23 protein-coding genes are annotated in these 25,990 nt (G+C 53.5%); 12 read left to right on the forward strand and 11 right to left on the reverse strand.

Translation table 11 applies throughout. The annotated features are described in order from the left end of the window. The first annotated feature begins 83 nt into the window (after positions 1-83). Entirely contained in the window at positions 84-1,574 is a 1,491-nt protein-coding gene (locus F0P93_RS25875; RefSeq protein WP_150880629.1) for a peptide MFS transporter, read from the forward strand. A gap of 105 nt (positions 1,575-1,679) precedes the next feature. Here F0P93_RS25875 and F0P93_RS25880 read toward each other — a convergent pair whose 3' ends face one another. Further along, positions 1,680-2,027, reverse strand: coding sequence for a translation initiation factor (locus F0P93_RS25880; protein WP_150880630.1), 348 nt, complete (start codon positions 2,025-2,027; stop codon positions 1,680-1,682). A gap of 109 nt (positions 2,028-2,136) precedes the next feature. Further along, on the reverse strand, positions 2,137-3,012 hold the full coding sequence (locus F0P93_RS25885) for a diacylglycerol/lipid kinase family protein (RefSeq protein ID WP_150880631.1): 876 nt from the start codon (positions 3,010-3,012) through the stop codon (positions 2,137-2,139). A 157-nt stretch (positions 3,013-3,169) separates the two neighbouring features. Here F0P93_RS25885 and F0P93_RS25890 point away from each other — a divergent pair, with 157 nt between their 5' ends. After that, positions 3,170-3,601 (forward strand): YybH family protein, encoded by a 432-nt coding sequence (locus F0P93_RS25890; RefSeq protein WP_150880632.1) that lies wholly within the window; start codon positions 3,170-3,172, stop codon positions 3,599-3,601. A gap of 16 nt (positions 3,602-3,617) precedes the next feature. Continuing rightward, entirely contained in the window at positions 3,618-4,025 is a 408-nt protein-coding gene (locus F0P93_RS25895; RefSeq protein WP_150880633.1) for a MaoC family dehydratase, read from the forward strand. A gap of 79 nt (positions 4,026-4,104) precedes the next feature. Here F0P93_RS25895 and F0P93_RS25900 read toward each other — a convergent pair whose 3' ends face one another. Further along, on the reverse strand, positions 4,105-4,284 hold the full coding sequence (locus F0P93_RS25900; protein WP_114408473.1) for a BF3379 family histone-like protein: 180 nt from the start codon (positions 4,282-4,284) through the stop codon (positions 4,105-4,107). A 158-nt stretch (positions 4,285-4,442) separates the two neighbouring features. Further along, the gene (locus F0P93_RS25905; RefSeq protein WP_150880634.1) at positions 4,443-5,753 is read right to left on the reverse strand and encodes an aminotransferase class I/II-fold pyridoxal phosphate-dependent enzyme; all 1,311 of its coding nucleotides are present in this window, start codon (positions 5,751-5,753) and stop codon (positions 4,443-4,445) included. A gap of 224 nt (positions 5,754-5,977) precedes the next feature. Here F0P93_RS25905 and accC point away from each other — a divergent pair, with 224 nt between their 5' ends. From accC to meaB, 6 genes are all read left to right on the forward strand, one after another. Then, complete coding sequence (gene accC, locus F0P93_RS25910; protein ID WP_150880635.1) at positions 5,978-7,477, forward strand: acetyl-CoA carboxylase biotin carboxylase subunit; 1,500 nt, start codon at positions 5,978-5,980, stop codon at positions 7,475-7,477. 226 nt (positions 7,478-7,703) lie between these two features. Beyond that, a complete protein-coding gene (locus F0P93_RS25915) occupies positions 7,704-8,372 on the forward strand; it encodes a 3-keto-disaccharide hydrolase (protein WP_150880636.1) in 669 nt (222 codons plus the stop codon). Positions 8,373-8,510: 138 nt separating this feature from the next. Further along, positions 8,511-8,882, forward strand: coding sequence for a hypothetical protein (locus F0P93_RS25920; protein WP_150880637.1), 372 nt, complete (start codon positions 8,511-8,513; stop codon positions 8,880-8,882). Positions 8,883-9,069: 187 nt separating this feature from the next. After that, positions 9,070-10,113, forward strand: a complete 1,044-nt coding sequence (gene queA, locus F0P93_RS25925) for a tRNA preQ1(34) S-adenosylmethionine ribosyltransferase-isomerase QueA (RefSeq protein ID WP_150880638.1) — start codon at positions 9,070-9,072, stop codon at positions 10,111-10,113. Between the two features lie 82 nt (positions 10,114-10,195). Then, positions 10,196-10,876 (forward strand): 2-C-methyl-D-erythritol 4-phosphate cytidylyltransferase, encoded by a 681-nt coding sequence (locus F0P93_RS25930; protein ID WP_150880639.1) that lies wholly within the window; start codon positions 10,196-10,198, stop codon positions 10,874-10,876. Positions 10,877-10,981: 105 nt separating this feature from the next. After that, entirely contained in the window at positions 10,982-11,956 is a 975-nt protein-coding gene (gene meaB, locus F0P93_RS25935) for a methylmalonyl Co-A mutase-associated GTPase MeaB (RefSeq protein ID WP_150880640.1), read from the forward strand. Here meaB and F0P93_RS25940 read toward each other — a convergent pair whose 3' ends face one another. Further along, on the reverse strand, positions 11,957-12,517 hold the full coding sequence (locus tag F0P93_RS25940; protein WP_150880641.1) for a hypothetical protein: 561 nt from the start codon (positions 12,515-12,517) through the stop codon (positions 11,957-11,959). It lies immediately after the preceding gene. 134 nt (positions 12,518-12,651) lie between these two features. Then, the gene (locus F0P93_RS25945) at positions 12,652-13,266 is read right to left on the reverse strand and encodes a Cj0371 family chemotaxis-regulating polar lipoprotein (protein WP_150880642.1); all 615 of its coding nucleotides are present in this window, start codon (positions 13,264-13,266) and stop codon (positions 12,652-12,654) included. 170 nt (positions 13,267-13,436) lie between these two features. Between F0P93_RS25945 and F0P93_RS25950 the strand changes: the two genes are divergently transcribed. Beyond that, complete coding sequence (locus F0P93_RS25950) at positions 13,437-14,537, forward strand: hypothetical protein (RefSeq protein ID WP_150880643.1); 1,101 nt, start codon at positions 13,437-13,439, stop codon at positions 14,535-14,537. 180 nt (positions 14,538-14,717) lie between these two features. On the opposite strand, the gene F0P93_RS25955 is transcribed toward F0P93_RS25950, so the two are convergent. After that, positions 14,718-16,493 carry a RagB/SusD family nutrient uptake outer membrane protein gene (locus tag F0P93_RS25955; protein WP_150880644.1) on the reverse strand — a complete coding sequence of 592 codons (1,776 nt, stop codon included), beginning with the start codon at positions 16,491-16,493 and terminating at the stop codon, positions 14,718-14,720. 22 nt (positions 16,494-16,515) lie between these two features. Further along, entirely contained in the window at positions 16,516-19,704 is a 3,189-nt protein-coding gene (locus F0P93_RS25960; protein WP_150880645.1) for a SusC/RagA family TonB-linked outer membrane protein, read from the reverse strand. 405 nt (positions 19,705-20,109) lie between these two features. On the opposite strand from F0P93_RS25960, the gene F0P93_RS25965 reads away from it, so the two are divergent. After that, positions 20,110-20,694, forward strand: coding sequence for a collagen-like triple helix repeat-containing protein (locus F0P93_RS25965; RefSeq protein ID WP_150880646.1), 585 nt, complete (start codon positions 20,110-20,112; stop codon positions 20,692-20,694). A 101-nt stretch (positions 20,695-20,795) separates the two neighbouring features. Here the strand turns inward: F0P93_RS25965 and F0P93_RS25970 are convergent, their stop codons facing one another. Continuing rightward, positions 20,796-21,050: a hypothetical protein gene (locus F0P93_RS25970; protein ID WP_114410123.1), complete on the reverse strand. Its 255-nt coding sequence runs from the start codon at positions 21,048-21,050 to the stop codon at positions 20,796-20,798. Between the two features lie 90 nt (positions 21,051-21,140). On the opposite strand from F0P93_RS25970, the gene F0P93_RS25975 reads away from it, so the two are divergent. Next, complete coding sequence (locus tag F0P93_RS25975; protein WP_225309647.1) at positions 21,141-23,105, forward strand: sialate O-acetylesterase; 1,965 nt, start codon at positions 21,141-21,143, stop codon at positions 23,103-23,105. Positions 23,106-23,171: 66 nt separating this feature from the next. Here the strand turns inward: F0P93_RS25975 and F0P93_RS25980 are convergent, their stop codons facing one another. Together F0P93_RS25980 and F0P93_RS25985 are read right to left on the reverse strand one after the other, a co-directional pair. Continuing rightward, positions 23,172-24,071, reverse strand: coding sequence for a dioxygenase family protein (locus F0P93_RS25980; RefSeq protein ID WP_150880647.1), 900 nt, complete (start codon positions 24,069-24,071; stop codon positions 23,172-23,174). Between the two features lie 181 nt (positions 24,072-24,252). Beyond that, positions 24,253-25,719, reverse strand: a complete 1,467-nt coding sequence (locus tag F0P93_RS25985; RefSeq protein WP_150880648.1) for a glycosyl hydrolase — start codon at positions 25,717-25,719, stop codon at positions 24,253-24,255. Between the last annotated feature and the right edge of the window lie 271 nt (positions 25,720-25,990).

The raw sequence follows: 25,990 nt of genomic DNA on the forward strand, positions 1-25,990 counted from the left end.
GTATCCTCTATATTTAATGTCCTGAATCCTGAAAAAACACCGAATTTTCGTTCTCATACTCACTCATCAACCTAAACCGCCGAATGCAAGCCACCGCATCCCCTGCCGCCACCTCCGCCAAACATCCTACGGGCCTCTATGTCCTGTTTTTTACCGAAATGTGGGAGCGGTTTAGTTACTACGGCATGCGGGCCATTCTGCTGCTCTTTTTGATTGACAACGTCCGGGGCGGCATGGGCCTCAGCGAAATGGAAGGAGCCGCCATCTATGGTTTATACACGGCTTCAGGGTACCTCCTTTCGCTGCCCGGTGGCTGGATTGCCGACAACATTCTAGGGCAACGAAAATCCATCTGGTACGGCGGTTTTGTCATCATGTTCGGGCATGTTCTGCTGGCCATTCCGGCCGGGAGTGCCTTGTTTTACATCGGTTTAGCCACTGTTGCCATTGGAACGGGTTTGCTGAAACCCAACATCAGTTCCATCGTTGGTGAACTCTATCCCGAAGGTGGTGCCCGGCGCGATGCGGCTTTTTCGATTTTCTACATGGGTATCAACATGGGTTCCTTTCTGGGAATCACCATTGTGGGCTATCTGGGGCAGAAAGTAGGCTGGCACTACGGGTTTGGGGCGGCTGCCGTCGGCATGTTGTTCGGCCTGGTGGTTTTCCGGATCTTCGGTCAGAAATACCTCAGCGACTACGGAAATGTCCCGGCCAAAGCCGAAGCGTCTACCGATACTGGCAACCAAAACCGCAGTCTGTTTTTTGTGGTGGGCCTCGCGGCCATCCTCGCCCTTTTGCAGTTTACGGGTATTCTGGATCTGACCACTGCACAGGGATTAGCCAAAGGTGCCGGAGTGATCATTACGCTGACGGCGGTCGGTTATTTTCTGTTCATTCTGCTGGCGGGCGGCTTAACCCTCGTTGAGAAAAAGCGGGTGGGTGTTCTGTTCGTATTCTTCCTGGGTTCTGCCGTCTTCTGGGCGGGCTTTGAACAGCAGGGCTCGTCGCTCCAGATTTTCTCCGACCGGTATACGGATTTGAATCTTTTTGGCTGGCAAATGCCCTCGAGCTGGTTCCAGAATTTCAACCCGGCGTTCATTCTCATCTTCTCCCCAATTCTGGCCGCGCTCTGGATTTATCTGGGAAACCGCAACCAGAATCCGGCGCCCCACCTCAAATTCGCCGTCGCGCTATTTCTGCTGGGACTGGGGTATCTGGTGATGGTGGTGGCTTCCAAAATTGCGTTGACCGGCCAGCTCACCTCCCCGATCTTCCTGACTTTTACGTACCTGTTTCATACGCTGGGCGAGCTTTGCCTGAGTCCCGTGGGGCTGAGTTCGTTCACCAAACTGGCTCCCAAACGCTACCTCAGTCAGTTGATGGGCATCTGGTTTGTCGGCACCTCACTGGGCAACCTGATCGCCGGATTGTTTGCGGGCGGTTTCGACGAAGGGAATGTTCAGCAGATGCCCGCCATGTTCATGAGCGTCGTCTATTTCAGCTTCGGCTTCGCCCTCCTGATCCTGCTCTTCTACAAACCGCTAAAAAGCTGGCTGGGAGGGGTGAAATAAAGAGTTAAGAGTTAAAAGTGAAGAGTTAAAAATTAAAAGTAGGCTGACGCATTCGTATTCTGCTTGCGTCAGCCTACTTTTAATTTTTAACTCTTCACTTTTAATTTAGCCACCGGCTTTCTTCCCCTTATACCCCTTCGCCGTGAGCCAGGCCAGGACTTTGTCGCGGTGGTCGCCCTGGATCAGGATTTCGCCATCTTTGGCCGAACCGCCGGAGCCGCAAACGGTTTTTAGCTGTTTGGCCACTTCGGTCAGGTCGGCATCGGTGCCGATGAAATCCCGGACGGCCGTCACGACCTTCCCGCCCCCCTTGCGATCGAGCCAGATTTTCAGGTTCTGCTGTTCCGGTTTCAGCGTTTTCGCTTCGGAAGCGCCGGATTGGTAGGCATAATTTGGATCCGTTGAATAGACGATTCCGAAGCGGGATTTATCGTTGTTATTTTTCTTACTCATCGTTTTTAGTCATTTTTGTTCGATCGCTACGCGACCGATGAAGAGAATACACCTTCATATTCTACAAATATCCGGTCGCTACGCGACCAAAAAGCTACGACGAAACCGTCTACCGAATCACCAGCAAACTCGACGGCACCACCTGCACCGTGGCCATGTCGGTGTCCAGCAGCAACGGTTCTCCATCGACGTGGATCAACAGCGGCTCCGCTCCTTTCACCACCACCGACCGGGCGGGCCGCAACGTCAGGTAGTTCGACTGGTCAAGGGTTTTGTTAAAAAGCCGCCACGCCAGCAGGCCCACCGCGCTGCGGGGAAACGGTTTTAGCAGACAGACATCCAGCAACCCGTCGGCGACGTTGGCCCGGGGGGCAATCCAGGCATTGTTGCCAAACTGCCCGGCGTTGGCCACGGTCAGGGAGAAGAGCGACTGCGGTTTCCCGTCAATTTCGTAGGTCGCAGGCTGGTAGTTCCAGAACGCCCGGTAGGTGGTTCGGATGTAGGTGGGCAACCCCCGAATGGGCTGACGGGCAAATTCCCGGGCCACATGCGCATCGAAACCTATTCCCGTGGTGCAAAAAAAAGCGTGCTCATTGATCCGTCCGCTGTCGATCACCACCGGGCGGCCCTGAACGGCCCGTTCGATGGCTTTTTTCGGATTCAACGGCAACTGTAAATGCCGCGCCAGCCCGTTTCCCGAACCCACCGGAACGATGCCCAGGGCGGTTTGCGTGTTGAGGAGTGCGCGGGCGGCTTCGTTCATCGTGCCATCGCCCCCGATGATCACCACCCGTCGGATACCTTGCCGAACGGCTTCGGTGGCCAGCTCGGTGGCGTGTCCGGGATGCGTTGTAAAGCGTGCTTCGGGTGTAAAACCAGCATCGACGGCTATTTTCAACAGAAATTCAATCCATTGCTGCTTTTTTTGTACCGAAGCCGTCCCCGACAGGGGATTGACAATCGCCAGCAAAGTTGGTTGCGCCACGGTCAGGAAAAGAAAATAAACAGGATCAGAATGAACACGATGATAAAAATATAATACCAGCCATCCGAAAAGATGTAAGGCTTATATTCCTCGTAAAATTTGCGAATTTTATTCATTAGTATTGGGGAAATTATAGGCCATCAAAGTACGGGATAAAATGAAAAAACTAGTCGGCTTCTTTCTTTTTTTGTTCGTCATCACCGGTTCTCAGGCCCAGACACCCGCCGACCGGAAAGCGATTCTGGCCATTCTGGATCGCCAAACCGCCGACTGGAATGCCGGTAATACCACGGCTTTCATGAACGGCTACTGGAAGTCGGACTCGCTGACGTTTATCGGCAAAGTGGGCATTACGTACGGCTACGAGGCTACGTTGAGTAATTACAAACGCCGGTATCCGGATCGGGCTGCCATGGGAACGCTGAAGTTTACCATTCTGAAACTGGAGTTTCAGGCTAAAAATGTGGCCTACGTAATTGGAAAATTTCACCTGACCCGCCCAAAAGTCGGCGATGCAGAAGGACATTTTACGTTACTTTGGCGAAAAATTAACGGACAATGGGTGATCGTTAGCGACCATTCCAGCTAATCACGTTTTCGTTTTTATGACTCTTTTTGAATTAAACGCCGTTCACCGGCATGCCTTTCGCTTTTCGCAAGCCGACGTCGAAGCGTTTGCGCGCGTTACCGGCGACGACAATCCGTTGCACCTCGACGCGGAGTTTGCCAGCCAGACGCCCTTCAAACGACCCATTATTCACGGCATGTTGGGGGCCAGTGTGTTCACCAAAATCCTGGGAACCCAATTTCCCGGACACGGTTCGGTGTATTTGAAACAAACACTGGACTTTCTGCGCCCCATGTTTGTCGATACAGACTATGAAGCGGTTTTTACGGTGGTTTCCACCAATCCGGACAAACACATCGCGGAAGTATCAACCGAAATCAAGGATGCCCAAACCGGTAAGCTAACGACGCGGGGCGTGGCGACCTTGATGTATAAGAAATCCTGAACGCCGGATTCATTCCCCTCCAAAAACCAAACAAGCCCGGTGGATCGCCGGGCTTGTTTGGTTTGGAGTAAGTTGTTGTTTACTCTTTTGCATTTTTCTGACCTTGCACTTCAGAGCGAATCTCCTGAGCCAGCGTCTTCAGATCCTGCATGCCTTTCCGTACGCGGGTGCCAGCAGCCTGATTGCCTTTTTCGTAGAATTTCTCGAAATCGCCTTCCAAAGACATGACCAGATTTTTTATTTCATCGAAACGTGCCATAACAGTTCGTATGGGGGTTAAAAAGTTGTGAAAAATGCCCTAAAACGCTCAAAAACCGCGTTTTTGACGAAATATACGCATTCTATGATTCAGCGCAAGAAAACCGTCAAAAAAAACGTTGGAAAAATCCAAATAAAGCACGTTTCCTTACTAAACGGTCATTCCGCCACCGTTTTTGCGACTTCTGAGGGCACCAGAGCAGAATCAATCAGGACCTGATGGGCATTTTCACGATAAAATCCCCGGTTTAGTTTTTCGGACACCTCACTGAAGGCTTTCAGCGTGTAGTCGACGTCTTCGAGCGAGTGGGCGGCCGTTGGAATGATCCGCAACATGATCACGCCCTTTGGAACCACCGGATAGACAACAATGGAACAGAAGACGCCCATGTTTTCGCGCAGGTCGCGAACCAGCACCCCCGCTTCCTGAACACCGCCTTCGCTGTGCAGGAAAACCGGCGTCACCGGCGAGGTCGTATCCCCGATGTTGAGCCCGCGCGCCCGCAGACCGTCCTGCATCGCCCGTACGTTCTGCCACAGTTTTTCGCGGAGTTCCGGTTGGGTTTTGATGAGTTCGAGCCGCTTCATGGCTCCAACGACGTAGGGCATTGGCAAGGCCTTGGCATACGTTTGGGAACGCATGTTATACTTCAGGTACATAATGATATCGTGGTCACCGGCAATGAACGCGCCAATGGCCGCCATCGACTTGGCGAAGGTCGAGAAATACAGGTCGATGCCATCCTGACACCCCTGCAACTCACCCACACCAGCCCCCGTCGGCCCCATGGTTCCAAAACCGTGGGCGTCGTCGACCAGCAATTTAAAATCATATTTTTCCTTGAGAGCCACGATTTCTTTCAGAATGCCGACTTTACCCGACATGCCAAATACGCCTTCGGTAATGACCAGAATCCCCCCCCCTTTTTCAGCGGCTTTTTTGGTGGCCCGTTGCAGGTTTTTCTCCAGACTATCGATATCGTTGTGATTGAACTTGTAGTATTCGCCCATCTTGGCTTTGTGTAACCGAATACCATCGATCAGACACGCGTGACATTCGGCGTCATAGACGATCACGTCCCGGTAATCGACTACGGCTTCGATGGCCGACATCACCCCCTGGTAGCCATAATTGAGCAAGAATGAGTCTTCCTTGCCGACAAACTCGGCCAATTGCTTCTCCAGTTCTTCGTGCAGATCCGAATTACCCGACATCATCCGGGCGCCCATCGGGTACGCAAGACCCCAATCCTTAGCCGCTTCCGCATCGATTTTCCGGACTTCGGGATGGTTGGCCAGCCCCAGATAATTATTCAAACTCCAATTGAGCATCTTCCTCCCCCGAAACACCATGTGCGGCCCTAACTCGCCTTCCAGCTTGGGAAATGCAAAATAATGGTGCGCGTTATACTCCCGCGATGACGAACCGATGGGTCCGAGGTTGGTGCGTAATTTCTCAAATAAATCCACTTTATTGCGCTATTTACCGGTTTATAATGAGTTTGTTAACCACATTAGTACAAAAGTAAATTAAAATCTGTCAACCGCAAAGCGGGGTTGGTTTTAGAAATTACCGCCGGAAATTAGGAGCAGGCAGCGAGAAGTATATTTTTGCAGGGGCATTCCTGTTCGGTTATCTGCTGCAACAAGGCCCTTCTGCCACCGAAATCCGAATACCCAACGATTCACATTCAATGGCTAAAATTCAGAAATTACTCGTCGCCAACCGCGGTGAAATTGCCCTGCGGATCATGCGAACCGCCCGCGAAATGGGCATTCGCACCGTAGCCATCTACAGCGAAGCCGACCGGCAGGCACTCCACGTCCGGTATGCCGACGAGGCCGTGTGTGTGGGCCCGCCCCCCTCTTCCGAGTCGTATCTGCGGGCTGATGCCATCATTGAAGCCTGTCGGCAGACCGGCGCGGACGCCATTCATCCGGGCTACGGTTTTTTGTCGGAGAACGCCGGTTTTGCGCGCGCCGTCCGCAACGCCGGGCTGATTTTTGTCGGGCCGTCACCGGAATCCATCGAAGTGATGGGCAGTAAGCTGGCGGCCAAAGCGGCCGTTGCGTCCTATAATATTCCGATGGTTCCCGGCACCCCCGAAGCCATTACGGATCGCGACGACGCCCGGAAAACGGCCGCTCAGATCGGTTATCCGATTCTGATCAAAGCGAGTGCGGGCGGAGGAGGCAAAGGAATGCGGATTGTGGAAAACGACGCGGAGTTTGACGAAGGCATGAACCGTGCCGTCAGCGAAGCCACGTCGGCCTTCGGTGATGGGTCGGTTTTTATCGAAAAATACGTTACGTCGCCCCGGCACGTGGAAATTCAGGTGCTGGGCGATCAACACGGCAACATCATTCACCTCTTCGAGCGCGAGTGTTCGGTTCAGCGCCGTCACCAGAAGGTGGTGGAAGAAGCACCATCGTCGGTGTTGACACCGGAAATTCGGGCCGAGATGGGTCGTTGCGCGGTCGAGGTGGCGCGGGCCTGTGGCTATTACGGGGCCGGAACGGTGGAATTTATCGTCGACGACCAACTGAATTTCTATTTTCTGGAAATGAATACCCGGCTTCAGGTCGAACACCCCGTGACGGAACAGATTACGGGCATCGATCTGGTGAAACAGATGATTTACATCGCCGAAGGGAAACCGCTGGAAATCAAACAGGAGGATTTGAAAATCAACGGTCATGCCATCGAAATCCGGGTGTATGCCGAAGATCCGGCCAACAACTTTCTGCCCGATGTCGGGACGCTGGAAACCTACGTGCGCCCCCAGGGCAACGGCGTTCGGGTCGACGACGGTTTTGAACAGGGCATGGCCATTCCGATTTATTATGACCCCATGATTGCCAAACTGGTGACAACGGGTGCCACCCGCGCCGAAGCCATCGAGAAAATGATCCGCGCCATCGACGAATACCGCATTACGGGGGTGCAAACGACGCTGCCGTTCTGCCGGTTTGTGATGCAGCACGACGCCTTCCGGTCGGGGCAGTTCGACACCCATTTTGTCAATCATTATTTTACACCCGATAAACTGACGCCCGAAACCAGTCTGGAAGAAACCCAACTGGCGGGTGTTTTGGCAGCCTGGCTGTTTCAAAACCGTCAGCAGAAAACCGCCCCGGAGGTCGTTGCCCCCGAGCCGAAAAGAAGTCAGTGGAAGGAAAGGCGGCTGGGTTGACCAGACGTCGGAAATTTCAAATGTAAAATGATAAATATTAAATGTAAAAGTATTTCGAGAGCGCTTAGCTATTTTTACATTTTACATTCATCATTTTACATTTAAAATTCTTTTCATTTCCTCTTCTGTTTCTAAAAAATCCGAACAATCGCCGGACAGGAAATGAAGTAATTACAACGGTTGTGTAACTTAGCGCAGAAAACAAATTCCTTTTCCAATAAACCCTATGAAAAACCTTTTGGTATTTTGCAGTGCAGTGCTCCTGTTGGGAGCCTGTTCAAAATCATCCATGACGGCGTCCAAATCGGCCTCATCGCCCAAAGCCGAGAAAGGATGGATCAGCCTCTTCGATGGAAAAACGTTCGACGGCTGGAAAGTGGGCAAAAATGCCGACTCCTTCAAAATCGAGGATGGAGCTATTGCGGTGAATGGGCCCGTTGGACACCTTTTCTACATGGGACCGGTCAACGACCACAACTTCAAAAATTTCCAGTTCAAAGCCAAAGTGATGACCCTGCCCGGTTCCAATTCCGGCATGTATTTCCATACGCAGTATCAGGAAGAAAGCTGGCCTAAAAAAGGCTTCGAGGTGCAGGTGAACAATTCACACACCGACTGGCGCCGGACCGCCAGCCTGTATGCCATTCAGGATGTAAAAGAGACGTATGTCAAAGACAATGAGTGGTATACGGAGGAAATCATGGTTCAGGGCAAAAAAGTGACCATCAAAATCAACGACAAGGTGGTCAACGAATACACCGAACCGGAAGGCGTTGATCGTCCCAAAGACATGGCCGACCGCAAAATCGGCAGCGGCACCTTCGCCCTGCAGGCCCACGACCCTAAGAGTAAAGTCTATTACAAGGATATTATGGTGAAAGTGTTGCCGGACTAAAAAGAATGATGAATTATGAATGATGAACGATAAACTGGCGGAAGCACACAATCCATCGTTCATCATTCATAATTCATCATTAAAAAAAACATCTTCCGCGCTTCCGGGTTTCTTAGGTATCAAATAACGAGAAACCCCATGCATCATTTTGAAACCCTGACGGAAGCGATGGAAAGTCTGCGCGAGCGCGGCTACACGCACGATTTTGAGCCAAAACGCGATTATCTGGAAGAAAGTGGTTCTGGCTTAAAAATAAAAAGCGACGAAATTACCGTCGATGAATTTCACCGTTTTGAAGGCACCTCCGATCCCGGCGATGAAATGACCCTGTACGCCATTTCGACGGCCAACGGCATGAAAGGCGTTTTTGTGTCACCCCAAGGCACTTATTCCAACGAGGTAACGCCCGAGTTGATGCAAAAATTTTCGCTCGCCGAGCGGCCGGAAACCAATCTGGAAGGCTCCGTAAAGCCCATTCACGGGGTCGGACTCGGGTCAAACGGGCAGTAGACAGGAAGCCCTTTCCACGATATACTTGCAATCGCCCCCCCGCGCAACGTATATTTGCTGACGACCCGACGGCATTTATCGTATTTTTTTAAAAATACCGACCAAACGCAATCGGCTCATCGTCAACTGCTAACTGTTTTTTGCTAATTTTGCGCTCTTTTGAGAGAGATGCTCTTTTCTTGACCGTATGAAGCTGTCCGAATTTAGGTTTGACTTACCCCAAAGTCTTGTTGCCTTGTATCCGCCCGAACGTGGGGAAGCGCGGCTGATGGTTGTTGATCGTAAAACGAAAACCATCGAACACAAACAGTTCTCCGACATTCTGTCGTATTTTGGTGACGGAGACGTGATGGTCATCAACAACACCAAGGTGTTTCCCGCACGGCTTTACGGTAATAAAGAAAAAACCGGTGCTAAAATTGAAGTTTTTCTGCTGCGCGAACTGAACCGTGAAATGCGGTTGTGGGACGTTCTGGTGGATCCGGCCCGGAAAATCCGGGTAGGAAATAAATTATATTTCGGTGACAGCGATCTGGTGGCGGAAGTAATCGATAACACGACTTCCCGCGGCCGAACCATCCGGTTTCTGTTTGAAGGCTCACACGAAGAGTTCATGAAAGCCATTGATGAACTGGGCGAAACGCCTTTGCCCCGCGAAATCAAACGCAAAACCGAAGACTCCGACCGCGACCGGTACCAGACCATTTTCGCCCAGCACGTGGGCGCCGTGGCCGCTCCGACGGCCGGTTTGCACTTCACGAAAACCATCATGAAACGGATGGAAATCAAAGGCATCCACTTTGCACCGATTACGCTGCACGTGGGCCTGGGAACCTTCCGGACGGTTGACGTGGAAGATCTGACGAAACACAAAACCGACTCCGAAAACTACGCGATTACGGATTCGGCCGCAGGCATCGTCAACACAGCACTGGACAACAACCGGCGCGTCTGCGCCGTTGGAACGACCTCACTGAAAGCCATCGAGTCGTCGGTGTCGGCCAATGGGCGGCTGAAATCGGTCGAAGGCTGGACGGATCGGTTCATTTTTCCGCCCTACGATTTTAAAATCGCCAACGCGTTGCTGACCAATTTTCATCTGCCGGAATCCATTCTGATCATGATGACCAGCGCTTTTGGTGGATATGATCTGATCAAACAAGCGTACGAAGTAGCCATTCAGGAGAAATACAAATTCTTCAGCTACGGCGACGCGATGTTGATTCTTTGATAGACAAGAGACGTGAGACAAGAGAGTAAAGACTTCAAAAGTAGGTCTTTACTCTCTTGTCTTTTCTCTTTAATCTCGTTCCATGCGTAACCGTTACGTCATCATTGTCGCCGGAGGGAGTGGTAGCCGGATGGGTGTGACTATGCCGAAGCAGTTTCTGCCGATTGGCGGTTTGCCCATTCTGATGCACACCATTCGGCGGTTTCGTGTTTATTCTTCTGCTGTACAGATTCTGGTGGTTTTGCCGGCTGAACAGATTCCGGTTTGGGAAGCCCTCTGTCGTCAGTATCAATTCGAAGAGCCGGTTTTGGTGATTCCGGGCGGCAAGACGCGGTTTCAGTCGGTTCGGAACGGGCTGGAACAAATTCGGGCAGCCGACGGTCTGGTGGCAGTTCACGACGGCGTTCGTCCGTTTGTGACGCCGGAACTGATCCGTTCCGGTTTCGAAACCGCCGACCGAACGGGCAGTGCCGTTGCCTGCGTCCCGCTGAAAGATTCGGTTCGGCTCGTTCAGCCCGATGGCAGCAGCCTGGCCGTCGACCGGACGAGTTACCGGCTGATCCAAACGCCCCAAACGTTTCAACTGATCCTGTTCAAAGACGCTTTTCGAGCCTCGGAACAGTCTTTTTTTACCGACTGCGCCAGTGTGGTGGAGTATGCCGGATATCCAATTACGCTCATCGACGGTTCTTACGACAACATCAAGATCACGACGCCCGAAGATTTGGAGATTTCAGAACAGAAATTACGCTCAATTGAGTAGACTTGAGACGAAAGACAAGAGAGTAAAGACGCTCTTTTCCGGTTTCTTTACTCTCTTGTCTAAACGGTCCGCCGTCGCGGCTCTCTTGTCTTTCTTGTTACAACCATGCATCGATTCCCGCCCGATCACTACATTGCCGGCATCCGCGCTGGCGACCGGCTGGTTCTCAGCCGCGCCATTACGCTGGTGGAGAGTCAGCTGGAAAGCGATCAGGCCCTGGCATTGGCGGTTTTGGAGCAGGTATTGCCGCAAACGGGGCAGTCGGTTCGGATCGGGATTACGGGGGTTCCGGGCGTCGGCAAAAGTACCTTCATCGAAGCTTTTGGCAAGCACCTCACGGATTCCGGCAAAAAAGTGGCGGTTTTGGCCATCGACCCAACCAGCCAACGGTCGCACGGCAGCATCCTGGGCGACAAAACCCGCATGGAAACGCTCTCGATGGACCCACGGGCCTACATTCGCCCGACGCCTTCGGGCGGTTCGCTGGGCGGTGTGGCCAACAAAACCCGGGAGACGATGCTGCTCTGCGAAGCCGCCGGTTTTGAGGTGATTCTGATCGAAACTGTGGGCGTGGGACAATCCGAAACACTGGTACACGGCATGGTCGATTTCTTTTTGCTGCTGATGCTGGCCGGTGCGGGCGACGAACTGCAGGGCATGAAACGCGGCATCATGGAACTCGCCGACGCCATTGCCATCACCAAAGCCGACGGCGACAACGCAGCCGCAGCCGAACGCGCCCGGCTCGACTACCAGAACGCCCTTCACCTCTTCCCGCCCGCTTCCACCAGTTGGACGCCACCGGTTTTGACCTGTTCAGCCCTCCAGAATCAGGGCATTGCTGACCTCTGGCACATCATTAACAATCATCAGACGCAGCTCACCCAAAACGGCCACCGCGACCGAAACCGGCAGCAGCAGAACCTCGACTGGCTGCACAACACCATTCGCCAGCAATTGGAAACCCGGTTTTACAACCAGCCGGGGCTGCGTGAACGACTGGCCGACGTGGAAGAAGCTGTTCGGAAAGGGGCGGTTTTGCCGCTGCAAGCTGCCCGGCTGCTGTTGGATCAACCTTGACTACGCATTCGATTTCCCTCCAAACGTCAGCTTCAAGCCAAAGTCTTTGCCTTTGGAGACATCCGTCAGCGTGATCCGGTTTCCGGCGGCACTCCAGGTTTGCTGAACCGGACTGCCGTATTTTTGGGTGAAATAGGCCGTCAATTCCTTCCGATGCGTATCGACCGACGTCCGGTTATTGAGGTATATATCGACATCGATCCGGATGACTTTTTTATCTTTATCCAGGAAATACTGAATGTCCGTGGATTCCAGATTCGGGTAGTCGATGGTGTAGCCAACATGGGCGGCATCTTCTTCGAAGGGCTCCACGTTTTCCTTCTCTTTTACCACCGAAACAGCATCGCCCAGGTTGACGCCCCGGAACAGGCCGTCTTCCGGCCCCACCAGCTTTTCCAGCCAGTCGCTCACCGGCACTTCCAGTTGCGAGTCCACCCGGTTCGGGAGAATTTCGGAGGTATCGGCCGGGGTGGTTGCCTCCGACGTTTGTTGTTTACTCTGGCAGGCGTTTAAAGAAAGCACTGTCGCCAACAGCGCACTATAGATAAACGTTTTTTTCATAGAATTCAGGTTGTGATACGGTTTACGGTTTTCCGTTTACGGTATTCGGTGTGGTATCGGAGCTACCTTGTTCGGATCAGCACGCGTCGTCCACCAAATACCGTAAACGGAAAACCGTAAACTGTATCATTTTATTACGATGACGCTCCGCGTGAACGACCACCACCAAAAAAGCCGCTGCGGCCACCGGATGGGCGGCTGATTCGCGAGCTGGTTATGGTGCTGCCGACCCGGTTGGCGCGTTCGTAGGTCTGTGGACTGCTGTAGACGCCGGAGCGGTATTGCTGTTCGTTGGAAAACCGGGGCGTTGTCGACCGGCCGAGCATATAGCCCAGACTGCCCCAGAGCAAGACGCTGGACAAACCGCTGCCGTGGTGGTAGGTGGATGGGTTGTTAAAATACCGGCTCGTCGACGAATCGGACTGCACCAGCCGCTTGGCCGCCTGAACGCTTAGGGTGTCGCGGTGGCCATCGGCGTAGTTGACAATGGCACCGGCCTGTTTCGGATCGACCTGCACCTCATCCGTAATTTTGAAATTGCCCGGACTGGTTTCGGTGATATACGTCCGCACGCCTTTTCCGAATTGGTCCGAAGACGCTGTCTGGTCGGATTGTTCCGTTTCCGCGTCATTGGAACCACCACAACTTTGCAAAAGTACCGTGCCGTTTAGCAATGCAATGCTCAGAGTGGTGCTGAGGGTGATGTCTTTTACCCGGCGTAAAATGCTGTGTTTTCGAAGTGGTGTCATGAGCTGGAAAGCGCTATCGTATAGACGAAACTACGGAGAAGACCGGGTGGTTGCAAGAAGTTACCGGATGAAAGGAAAAAAGATCGTAAGAGCCTCCTTTTCTGAATTATGAACAGAACCCGAACCATCGGCGCGTAAATTTAATGGGAGTTGCCCTATTTTTGTGAATCATGCCTGACCGCGACGCCCTGATCGAACATTTACTCCACCGGATTTCGGCCCTTCAGTCGGAAAACAATCCATTTTTTCCACCGGGGCTTTTGCCTTCCTACCGGCGAAATCCGCTGCTGATGGGCTACAGCCGCCCGGATACCAACGTCTTTTTTACAGCCATTACGGTGTTTACCCTGCAACAGATTCGGCCGAAGCTGGCACCGGTTTTACAGGAAAAGGTGGACGGTATGGTTCAAAAAGCCATTCAGCACTATCCTGATTTTCAGAACAAAGACGGTTTAAAAACCTATAATTTTTACAAAACACCGAAACGGGGACAACCATCGGGACATTTTCCCAACGGGCACCTGCTCCACCGCATCGACCACTTCCGGTTACCCGACGATGCCGACGATACGGCGATGGTCTACCTCACCAGCAATCCGTCGCGCGAAGATTTGATTTGGCTGAAACACAAACTGATGGAACACGCCAATTTGGCCACCCGGCAGGTGGAAGACACCTACGCCGATTACGTCAACCTCCGGGCCTATTCGACCTGGTTTGGTAAAAATATGCCCGTTGAGTTCGACGCCAGCGTGTTGTGCAACCTCCTATTCTGCATTTTCCAGTACGAATTGCCGCTCAACCAGCACGATGACGACAGCCTGGCCTTCATCCGGTCGGTCATCGAAACGGGGCGGTATCGGCAGGAGCCGTTCCGGTGTTCGCATTCGTATCCGCGCGCCACGCTCATTCTGTACCACGTAGCCGGTTTGCTGGCGGCTTTCCGGCCGGAACCGCTGGAGTCGATTCGAGGGTTTCTTATCCGGGATGCCTACCAGATGCTCGAAGACGGTTTGCCGGTGATGGATCAGGTCATTGTCTCGACTTCTCTGCTGCAACTGGGCGAAAAACCGCCCCGCATCGACGTTCGGGCCATTCCTGAAACCGACATCCGGGATTATTCCTTTTTCATTGCCGGGATGCTGACGGCTTCCCAAAATCCGCTCCTCAACCGCATGGCGCAATCCCGGCTGGTTCGGATGGACTGGACCTGTGAAGCGCATTCGCTGGCGTTGCTCGTCGAGTATCTGGTGTATTCGCGGGGCTGTTAGGTTCTTGAATTAGAATCGACTCAAGCCGACATTTTGCCCCCCAGCCCCCTAAAGGGGGTGTTTTCTCGTGCTCCAGGCTCCCCCTTTAGGGGGCTGAGGGGCAAACGCGGGGCAGAACGTAACCGGCCGGGCCTCTGATCAGAGGCCCGGCCGGTTTGTACTACGATCAAAGATCCCCGATTACCAGCCCGGATTCTGCTTGATGGCCGGGTTCTGGGCTAGGGTGTTCAGCGGGATGGGCCACAAATAGTGCTTGGTTTCGTCGAAAACCGGGTTGGCCCAATCCGTTCCCTGATACACATCGATGTAGGTTTTTTTGGAAACCGGATCAACGGCGGTTTTGATGTTGGCCTTCGGATACCGGGCAATTGCGGCAGCGTCCCAGCGGATTCCCAGCGTCGGAATGAGCAGTTTCTTGCCCTGTTTCCAGCGTTTGAGGTCATTATAGCGGAAACCTTCCATGAACAGTTCGATGCGCCGTTCCCGCCGGATTTCGGCAATCAGCGGAGAGATACCGTCCGCCGTGTAACGCGGATCGACCGGCACCTTGCCCATGTCCAGCCGCGCCATGCCCACGCGGTCGCGCAGTTTGTTGATGCTGAGGTCGAGATCGGCCTGGGTAATTTTCCCCAGTTCGGCCTGGGCCTCGGCGTAGTTCAGCAACGCTTCGGCAAAACGCAGAATGATGGCGGGCGATTCGGCGGTATCGAACGCTTTTCCGATCATGTCATCCGCGTTGTAATGCTTGATGATGTGGTAGCCCGTCGTCGACACATACCCGCCTTCCATGCCCTGAATCCGGGGATACGGACGCCCGTCGGCCAAATGGTATTTGTACTTGGCCGCATCGTCAGGATGCAGGATGGTCTGACGCAGGCGCGGGTCCCGGTTTTCGAAAACGTCTTCAATTTTATCGTCGCCTTTGTAAAGCGGAGACAGCGTGATGGGCAGCCCATCCGTACAGAGGTAATCTTCGACCAGGCTTTTGGTGGCTCCCCCGGCATATTCAAAATACGACTGCACGTGGTTGGTAAACACGCCCAACTGGTATTTCCGCCAGTACAGTACTTCCGGGTTGCCCGCCAGATTCAGCACGCGGTGGTAGGCATTGTAGTCGGTTTGCGGATTCCCGGTGCTATACAACCGGTAGGGTCCCTTGTCCATCAATTCTTTCGACGCATTGGCCGCTTCCTGGAGCCATTTGGTGGGGTCAGTGCCGCCGTGGTATTTGCGCCAGGTGCCTTCGAACAGACAAACCCGCGACTTCACCAGCAACGCACACCAGCGGTTCAGGCGACCCGGAGCGTTGCCGTCGCCCCAGCTATCGGGCAGTTTGGTGGCGGCAAAGTTGAGGTCTTCCAGCACTTTATTCATCACCTCTTCGCGGGGCGTTCGGGCGGCATTCAGTTCGGGAGAGTCCACCGTCAGTTCTTTTTCCACAAATGGTGCATCCCCAAATTTCGACACTTTCTCGGCGTAAAACCACCCTCTGAAAAGCCGGGCTTCGGCAATGTAGCGGTCTTTAATCGCTTGAGCAACCGCAGCTTTGTCATAATTAGCCAGACCGACGTTGATAGCCCGCACGAAATTCCAGCCTTTGTAGCCAAACTGCTGGGGGTCGGTCGGAACGGTATGCTTCCCGGAGCGCACCTGCTGAAAAAGATTGTGCCGGGCATTGCGGGGTGCCATGTTGTCGGCAAACTCATCCTGAAACCAGATGCTCGCCCAGTGGCTGTCGAAGCCGTTGTAATGACCGTGTAAAATCGGGACGTTGTCGTCGTTCCGCGCCAGATCATACAGGCTGTTGTTGTAGACCCGCAGGTCATTTTCGGTGTTCCAGAACGTCTGGTTCGTGATGCGATCCAGGGGATACCGTTCGAGAAACTCGTCATTGCAACCGCTGAACAGAAAGGCGGCAACCACGAAAAAGCCGGATAAAATGCTATATTTTTTCATATGGATCGTCGTTTATCGGTCATTAAAAGGAAACATTGAGCCCCAGGGTAGAAATGCGCTGCATCGGGTATTCGATGGCGGCCGACTGAATCGTCTCGGGATCGAGCGGTTTCCGCATTTTGGTGTACTCCCACACGTTCATGCCCGTTGCAAAAATCTGGGCCCTCCCAATACCGATTTTCTTCATCAGGCCCTGGGGCAGTTCATAGCTCAACGTAATGTTTTTCAGACGGATGTAGGCTGCACTTTGCAAATACCGCGATTGCACCTGCACATTCTTTTTGTCGTTGGTCGAAATGTGTGCCGCTGGAAAATACGCATCCCGGTTGTCTTCCGTCCAGGTGTCGGTGATGTAGTATTTCTCAACGTGTCCGGCGTTGTAGGGAAAAAACCAGGTCCAGTTGTCAGACGTTGGCCAGTGGTCTTTTTTGCCAATGCCCTGGAAGAACAGCGTCAGCCGAACGCCCTTGTAGCCAATCCCGCCGTTGAGCCCGAACGAATACCGGGGCGTGGTGTTCCCGATCACTTTCCGATCGCCCGGATCGCTGAGGGTGTTCTTTCCGAAGGTGATGTTGCCGTCGCCGTTCAGATCCTTATACCGGATGTCGCCGGGACGCCAGTTGGCCCCGATGTTGGTCTGCTTGGGAGCCTGTGCCACCTCATCCGTGGTCTGGAAAATACCGGCGGTTTCAAATCCCCAGATTTCGCCCAGCTTCTGACCGACGTAGTAAATGTTGCTGTTGTTGGGCAAGGCACCGGTGGGGTTATTGAACCGGGTAATCTCCGCCGTCCAGTCCGACAATGCCAGCGTAACATCGTAGCTCCAGTCACTTTTGAACTTATCCCGCCAGGTCAGCGACAACTCCCAGCCGTTGGTCCGCAAATCGGCTGCGTTTTCTTTCGGGGCTGCGGTTCCCAGAATCGCCGGGTACGACACATCCATCAGCATGTCTTTCGTGTCGCGCGTGTACACGTCCAGGGACGCATCCAGCCGTCCGCGCAGCATCGTCACATCCAGACCGATATTTTTGGAGACAACCGTTTCCCACGTGAGTGACGGACTCACCAGTCCGGCAGCCGACACAAACGGAATCAGGGCATTGGTGAACATGTACGGCGACTGCCCCGTCCCCATCGTGGCCACGTACGGATAGTAGTTGGTACCCAGCAACTGATTGCCCAGCGTTCCGTACGAAGCGCGTAGTTTCAGGTTGTCGAGCCAGCTTCCGGTTCCGGCCATGAATTTTTCGTTGCTGATCCGCCAGCCCGCCGACACGGAGGGAAAAAAGCCAAACCGGCTGTCTTTCGGAAACCGGGAGGTGCCGTCGTAGCGACCGTTGAATTCGATCAGGTATTTCTCTTTGTAATTGTAATTCAGCCGGTAAAAAGCACCCCGCAAGGCCACGTGCGACTTGCTCCCGAAGGTTTGCTGCGTTCCCGTCGTCGCATTCAGATCAATGACCTGGGGCGTAATCAGGGCGCGGGCCTGCGCTCCGGTGTAGCGGTTGATCCCCCGTTCCTGGTTAAAGCCGACCATCGTCGTCAGGTTGTGATTGGTGGGCAACGGGACTTTGTATTCGGCATAGGCGTTGAAGACGTAATACTGGTTGTATTCGTTCTCGTTCCGAATCCAGTCGTCCCCGCTAAATCCGTTGCTTAGTAAATTAGCCGCCAACAGGTTTGCATCCACAATATCGACCTTGCTCTGTACGTCCTGGTAGTTGCGGCTGAAAATGTTGTAGGAAAAATCAGACCGGATTTTGAGCCCCCGCAAAGGCGTCAGGGTGACGCCCTGGGTCAGCCAGAGGTCGTTGTTGGTGAAGGTCGTCCGCCCGCCGTCGAGCAGATACGGAAAAAAGTTGGTGCCGCCGAAGTATTTCCCGATGTAGGGGGCGTATTTCTCGCGGTCGCCCGGCGTAATGTAATACTCGAGGTCGGGGAATTGAATGGCCGCGATGGGGTTGACCCGCGCCAGCGAGTTGATGTTGACGTCCCAGTTGTAGAAGTGCGGTTTGTCGCTGTTTTGCGAATTGAAGATCACTTTGCTGTCCAGTTTCAGCCATTCGTTGACTTCAAAATCCGCCTTCATCAACATGTTGTAACGTTTGAACTTCTCGTTGTTGTAGCGCAGATATCCGTCTTTGGAAAAGTAGCCGAGCGACACCAGGTACCGCGCCTTGTCCGTACCGCCCGAAACCGACAGATCGTGCTGGCTGGTGGGCGCATAATCGGTCATGATGCTGTTCTGGTAATCGTTGTAGCCATAAAACCGGAGAACGCCGTTGACCACTTTCCACTGGGGTGCCGTGGCCGGATTTTCCGAAAACGCTTTCGTGCCAGCCACCATGTCGTCATCGTAGGCCGGAACCCCGCTCGAACGGATGTTGGCCTGATTCCGGGCCTGCACAAACTGGTAGGGATCGGTGACGACATCCATGTTAAAAATGGGTTTTGCCAGCGAAAACTGCGTGTTCAGCGAGACGTTGATCTTCCCGCTTTTCCCGCTTTTGGTCGTCACCAGCACTACCCCGAAGGCCGCCCGTGCCCCGTAAACGGCGGCCGCAGACGCATCTTTCAAGACGCTGATGCTTTCGATGTCGTTGGGATTGACCCGGTTCAGATCCATCGGAACATTGTCGACCAGGATGAGGGGCGAACCGCCGTTGATCGACTCGTAGCCCCGGATGTTGAAGGTGATGGGCTGGGCCGGGTCACCATTGCGGACCCCGATGTTCAGGTTGGGAATCACGCCCTGCAACCCCTCACCCACCGAGGCAATCGGCCGGTTTTGAAGCCGTTTGCTGTCGGCAATCCCCACAGCTCCCGTCAGGTTCACTTTTTCCTGCGTACCGTAGCCCACGACGACCACTTCTTCCAGGGCCTTGGTATCGACTTCCAGGGCAATGTCGAGGGTCGAGCGCCCTCCCACGGCAATTTCCTGCTTCAGATACCCGATAAAACTCACCACCAGCGACGCGTTGGCACCAGGCAGTTTGAGGGTGTATTTCCCCGCATTATCCGTTGTGGTGCCTTGCGTCGTGCCTTTGATTACCACACTGACGCCCGGCAGGGCTTCGCCGGTTTCGGACGCCGTAATGCGTCCCGAAATACTCTGGCTTTTGGCTTCGTTTGCCAAACAAGCCAGTCCGAAAATACCGATGAACAGGATCATGCGCCTGGCCTGACTACTCGATTGTAGAAGCTTGTTCATAGAGAAAGAGAGATTAGAGATGGTAAAGTGAACAGGATGAAAGAAAGACTAAGGGGACTTAAAACGAAACAAATGCATCACAAACAGACCGTAGTCAGCTTGCAAAGAAACTGCCTACTAAAACAGGATTTTTCACGCAATAAAATAAACTTATTCAATAAACCCCTTATTAATTTTATATCCATTCAAAGTCAAGATCAATTTAAACCTACTGAATCGATGCGGTATAAATCCGTACACGCAAAGATTGACCGCCTTCCTGCTGCCCATCCACATTTTTTGAATAATTTGCCAGGTGTTGGCTCTGTCCGAAGCAGAATGCCGGCATCCGATCCGGCGGGCTTCGTCCGACAAAGACCTGCTGGTTTTCCATTTATTCATTCTACAACCTAGTCCGAATTCTGTATGAAAAAAGTTGTGCGCGTGATGACGAAATTCCTTATGATGGGGTGTGTGGCGATTAGTGCCTGCCAGGGTCTTGAAGGGCCCGAGGGGCCACAGGGGCCACAAGGTGTGGCGGGAGTAGCCGGAGCGAAAGGCGATAAAGGCGATACGGGGGCGAAAGGGGCAGATGGCAGTTCGAACGTGCAACAGATCAATTATACCGCCCGCAACCATGAAGGAATGACCGATTTACTGTTGCCGCTGCCCCAGACGATCAACCGGGACATTGTCGACCGGAGCGCGTTTTATGTCTATGTCAAACAGTCGGTTCCAAAAGCCAACAACGAAGAGGATTCGTTCTGGTTCTCCATTCCGGGCGAAACCATCAAGGGCAACGCCTATACGCATTTTGTTTTTCCCGGCAATAGCCAGACACTGGCAGCGGTTTTTCTGCGCCGAACCTCCGACTTTCAAACCGGGAACGAACACTTTGAAGCCATTCGCGTGGTGATAGTAACGGCCGACAAGCAGAGCAACGGCCGGAAAGCCGCCATCGACTACAGCAAGTACGAAGAAGTCCGGAAAGCGTACGATTTGCCGGAGTGAAAGGCTGGTTTACCGTTTTCGGTGGCTGACGCATGCTGGCTACCGCACGAATGGAATGCGTCAGCCACCGAAAACAGTAAACCGAATACCGTAAACTATAGTTACCCCAACTCCGCCAGCAAATCATCCGGCAGCAGGGGCAGATACGGCGTCAGGGGTTCGGTGGAGGTGAAAGCCGACAACCGGAGCAGCCGACTGCCCGCAGCATCGTATTGTAACTCGACGTAAAACAAATCCAGGGCGTAGAGGAGGTAGATATTCGTTTCCTCGTAGCGATTGGCCAGTACCGAACCCCGGAACCACAATTGTTCCTGCTGGTGTCCGTGGGGGAGTCTCAGAAAATCTTCTAGCTTCATCAAGGTCAATTGCACGTTGGGCTAAATATCTGTATTTTTCCCGCCTATACAAGTCTTTTTGTCAAAAAAACCGTTCCTAAACCTCTTTTTATGCGATTCAACTTTCGTTACGCAGCCGCGATCGGATTCATGCTGATGGCTCTGCAAACGTGGGCCGATGTCCGTTTGCCCAAGATTTTCGGTTCCCACATGGTGTTGCAACGCCGGAAACCCGTCCCGGTTTGGGGCTGGTCCGACCCGAACGAGAAGATAACGGTCCAGTTCAATAATCAGACCAAAACCACGAAGGCCGACAAATCCGGAAAATGGATGGTCCGGCTGGACCCAATCGAAGCCGGGGGGCCTTTCGCTCTGGCGGTGGCCGGAAAAAAGAATACCGTGACCTTCGACGATGTGCTGGTGGGCGAGGTCTGGATTTGCTCGGGGCAGTCGAACATGGAGTGGGTGGTCAAATCCTCGACCAATGCCGCTCAGGAAATTCAGGAAGCCAATTATCCGCTCATCCGCCATTTCAAGGTGCCGCACGACCTGAGCCTGTCGCCGAAAGACGATGTACTGGGTGGTGAATGGCAAGCTGCCACGCCCGAAACCGTCGGTAATTTTACGGCGGTCGGTTATTTTTTCGCCCGCGAATTGCTGAAAGAACTCAACAACGTACCCATCGGTTTGCTCAACACCTCCTGGGGCGGCACCCAGTCCGAGTCGTGGACGAGCCGGGAAGCGATGGACAGTTTCGAGGAGTTCAAACCCGTTGTGTCCACCATACCAAAGACGCTCGAAGAGTTTGCCAGCAAACGGCTGGAGCAGTTGCAGACGCAGGTCAAGTCGGTACAGGGCGAATTGCCCGGCGTGGCCGAGGTTCAGCAGTGGTCGGGAACAGATTTCGACGATGCCAACTGGCAAACGCTCCGGTTGCCCGACCTGTTCGACCGGAAAGCCCTTCCCGGTTTCGACGGTGTGGTGTGGTTCCGGCGCGAAATCACCGTTCCAGCGGAGTTGGCGGGTAAAGAAATGACGCTGACGCTGGGGCCGGTTTTCGATGCCGATGAAACCTACCTCAACGGAGTCAAAGTGGGAACTACGACGCAGACGGGTCAGGCCCGAACGTATACCGTTCGGGGCGGCACGTTAAAACCGGGCCGGAACGTCATCGCAATTCGCGTGGACGACCAGAACGGAACGGGCGGTTTTACGGCCAAAGAAGATCAGTTTAAACTGTCGGGGGCTGGCCAGGAAATTTCACTGGTCGGCGACTGGAAATACCGCATTGCCGATTACAACCGAAATCCGGCCCTGGTGAATCCGAACATGACCGGAACGATTTTGTACAACGCCATGATTCACCCGCTGATTCCCTACGCCATCCAGGGCGCGATCTGGTACCAGGGTGAGTCGAATGCCGGGCGGGCCTACCAGTACCGCAAGACCTTTCCGCTGATGATTACCGACTGGCGAACCCGCTGGGGACAGGGCGATTTCCCGTTTCTGTTCGTACAACTCGCCAGCTTCAACGCGGCCAACGGAACCAGTGCCACCGGCAGCACCTGGGGTGAACTCCGCGAAGCCCAGACCATGACGCTGGCTTTGCCCAATACCGGCATGGCCGTGACCTCCGACATTGGTGAGAGTAAGGACATTCACCCAAAAAACAAACAGGATGTGGGCAAACGACTGGCTTTGAATGCACTAAAAACCGTTTACGGCCAAAACCGGGTGTATTCGGGACCGGTTTTCAAAGCCATGGACGTAACCGGAAACAAAGCCGTGCTGACGTTCGACCACGTGGGCGGAGGGCTGCAATCGTCCGACAAATACGGGTATCTGAAAGGGTTTGAAGTGGCCGGAGCCGACCAGAAATTTCACTGGGCCAAAGCCGAAATTCAGGGCGATAAAGTCATCGTGTCCTCCAGCGAAGTAACAACGCCCGTTTCGGTACATTACGGCTGGGCCGACGACAATGGCGAAGTCAATCTCTACAACAAAGAAGGGCTTCCGGCGGTGCCGTTCCGAACCGATACCTGGCCGGGAAAAACGGAAGCCGGGCGGTTCAAGTAAGGTTTAGTCTACGGCGTCAGGAGCGTATGGAATCCTGACGCCAATTCTCGAATAAAATCCTGTTTATCAGTCCTTTATAGCTACCCTGACTAATTTATTCCCTTTCGCATCCAGGCTGGTATCCGTCACTTTCACCGAGCCGCCTTCCAGAATTTCAAAAGCATAGGTTCGTTGCAGACCAGAAGGCAAGCCGGATTGGGCAAACGTATTATTCCCGATGTAATCATAATTGATTCCGTAGATTATTTCACCTGCTTTGCGCCACAACTGCCCATCGCGTTTGAAAAAGATGGTTTTCTGGTTTTTATTTTTTTCATCTGTATACGTTCCCGTCAGTTTATCAAGAGCCGCGGGTTCGGCGGCCAACTTCTCCGTCATCGTCACATCGAACAAAACCATCTTGCCACCCTTCGCCGTTGATTTGACTTCCAGAATCCGGCGTTTGGCGGTGGAAGCCGACGCGTACTCATCCGTCGCGATGTTGGGATCACCGCTGAAGTACAGTTGCGTTACCAGACTTTGATAGCCTGGAGCCGAAACCAGCAGATGAAAGTGAGCGGGCCTGATCATGCCGTTTCCAACGTCGTAGGGAACCGGCAGAATCGTCGTAAATGCATAGTTCCCTTTGGCGTCACACAGCGCAGTGGCCCGGTAGCGGAATTCGTCTGAAGCATTGTCGTACTTCCCATCCGCCCCGCAATGCCAGAGTTCCACCTTCGCTCCCTGGTTCGGTGTCGTACAGTCTTTGTGTTTAACGGTTCCCGTTAAACGCACTTCCATTCCGGGTGCGCCTTTGATCAGCAGATTGTTCCGAAGTGGCGCGTCGGGCCGGTAAAAAGGACCCAGTATATCGGAGGTCGTCTCGCAGTCACCCGCGTAGGATTCGCCATTGAAATGAACGAAACCCGTTGCACTAACCGCCACCGCACACAGGGCGGTGTTTTGGAGGAATTTTCGGCGTTGCATGATAGAGAGGTAGTAAGTGGTTCGGAAGAGAATGTCCTGTATTGCCTGCAATATAGGCACTAAAAATCCAAATACAACTCCCTGATCTTGAGTAGCATATGTTCTTATGCCAGTACAAATGAAAAGACTGGCAACCCGTCGCTGTAAAGTCGGTTCTGCTCGGTTGAGCCACCGGTCGAATCTAGTGCCCGGCCACGGTTTTCCGCCCCGAAGACGGAGTGTGTCGCCAGTTGGGCAACTCATCGCGGGTAATGACGTCTTTGTCGGTATACACCGCCTTGAGTTGTTCCACCGATTGTTTTTTGATGAAATCGCCCCCGGTCCAGACGGAAAACCACGACCACCAGGTGCCAAGATTCCGGATCAAATCCGGGTTCGGCAAATTGCCGGATTCCGACAAGGTGACCAGTTTTTTGCCAGCAAACGCCCTCTGCGCATTCGTCCAGTTGCCACTCAGCGACGCCGTTGGATCGGTGTAAATATCGAGCCCGACCACATCGACGTATGAATCGCCGGGATACCAGTCCGGGTGGATCGAGTCGGTGGCGGTATAGACCCAGATCAGGTTATGCAACTGATGATGGTTCGTCAGTCGGTCATGCAACAACCGCCACAGTTCCTTGAATGGCCCGGCGCCCCGGGCTCCCCACCAGAACCAGCCGCCGGATGCTTCGTGCAGCGGCCGCCACAACACGGGAATATCGGCAGTCTGAAACTTTTTGAGTTCACCGGCAATCGTGTCGATGTCCCGGAGCAAAAGCTGATACCGTTCGCCCTGCGGATCGGCCAGGGTAGCCGCCAGATCGAAGGTCGTGGCCCGGGTGTAAAAACCGCTCCACCAAAGCTTATCGGGAGCCTGATCGATCAGATCGGTGGGCGCATTCCAGTGCCAGAGCAGGCTGATGATGCCGCGCCCCTCCCCTTTCCGCGCCCAGGCCATGCACGCTTCGCTGGACCGCTGGGGAATGGCTCCGTTCTGAACCCGGCTCGGAGAATAGTCCATCAGGTCGAACGAGCCGATGGCGGGTTCCTTGCCGGTTTTTTCCAGTACATATTCCACATCGTCCTGCTGCCCCGAAATCACCTTGCTGCCATACTGATCGACCAGATACGAAAACAACGCTTTGGTCGATGCCGTCGCCTGCGGATCAACGAGAGCTTTAGACGGTTTTGCCGGCGCTGCCACCGTCGTCGGCGTCAGTTGCAGGTAATCGATGCTAAAGTAGCCCCAGCCCCGGAAAAAAGTTACGGTATTCTGTCCTTCGCGCACCCGGAACTTGCCGGTTTTAGCCACACCAAAGCCAGTATTCTGCGTGAGCGTACTGCTGGCCTTTTCGTCATTCACCTGAAAATCAACGCCTTTATCGCCGGAAGGAGCTGAATAGCCGATGGCTAATTCATACAAGCCCGCCGTGGCATTAAACGAAAGTGTTAGTTGATCAGTGGCATCATCGAAGCCGGTTACGTAGCCCGTTCCCGAAAAACCGGCCACCGAATGAGCAATTTCCACGCCCGACAGGCTACCGACCTCCGCTTCGAGCCGGATCAGAGCCGGTTCGGTTTGGGCAGGAGTTACAGTTTTCCTAGACGTACACGCCAACAAACTGATCAGAAAAACCGTCAAGACCCGTTTACGAAAGGGGAACATTACGAAGAAGATTTTCCGTCGAAAGCGGATCTGGAATGTTATGATTTGCGGGCCTTATGGGTCTTTAGCCCCTCATTAATTTAACTTTAATAACTGCCAAAGCGAATGTTTATCAGCCCACTGCTTTAGCTGTGGGAAAATTGAAGCGAAACCGAACCATTCTGGAACCGTTTTAACGGTTTCATCGTCCAGCAAACCGTTAAAACGGTTCTGCTAGCAGGGAATACTTTTCACTTTCCCCACAGCTAAAGCAGCGGGCTGATAAGCCAAA

Source organism: Larkinella humicola (assembly GCF_008727875.1).
In the GTDB taxonomy this organism is placed as follows: Bacteria; Bacteroidota; Bacteroidia; order Cytophagales; family Spirosomataceae; genus Larkinella; species Larkinella humicola.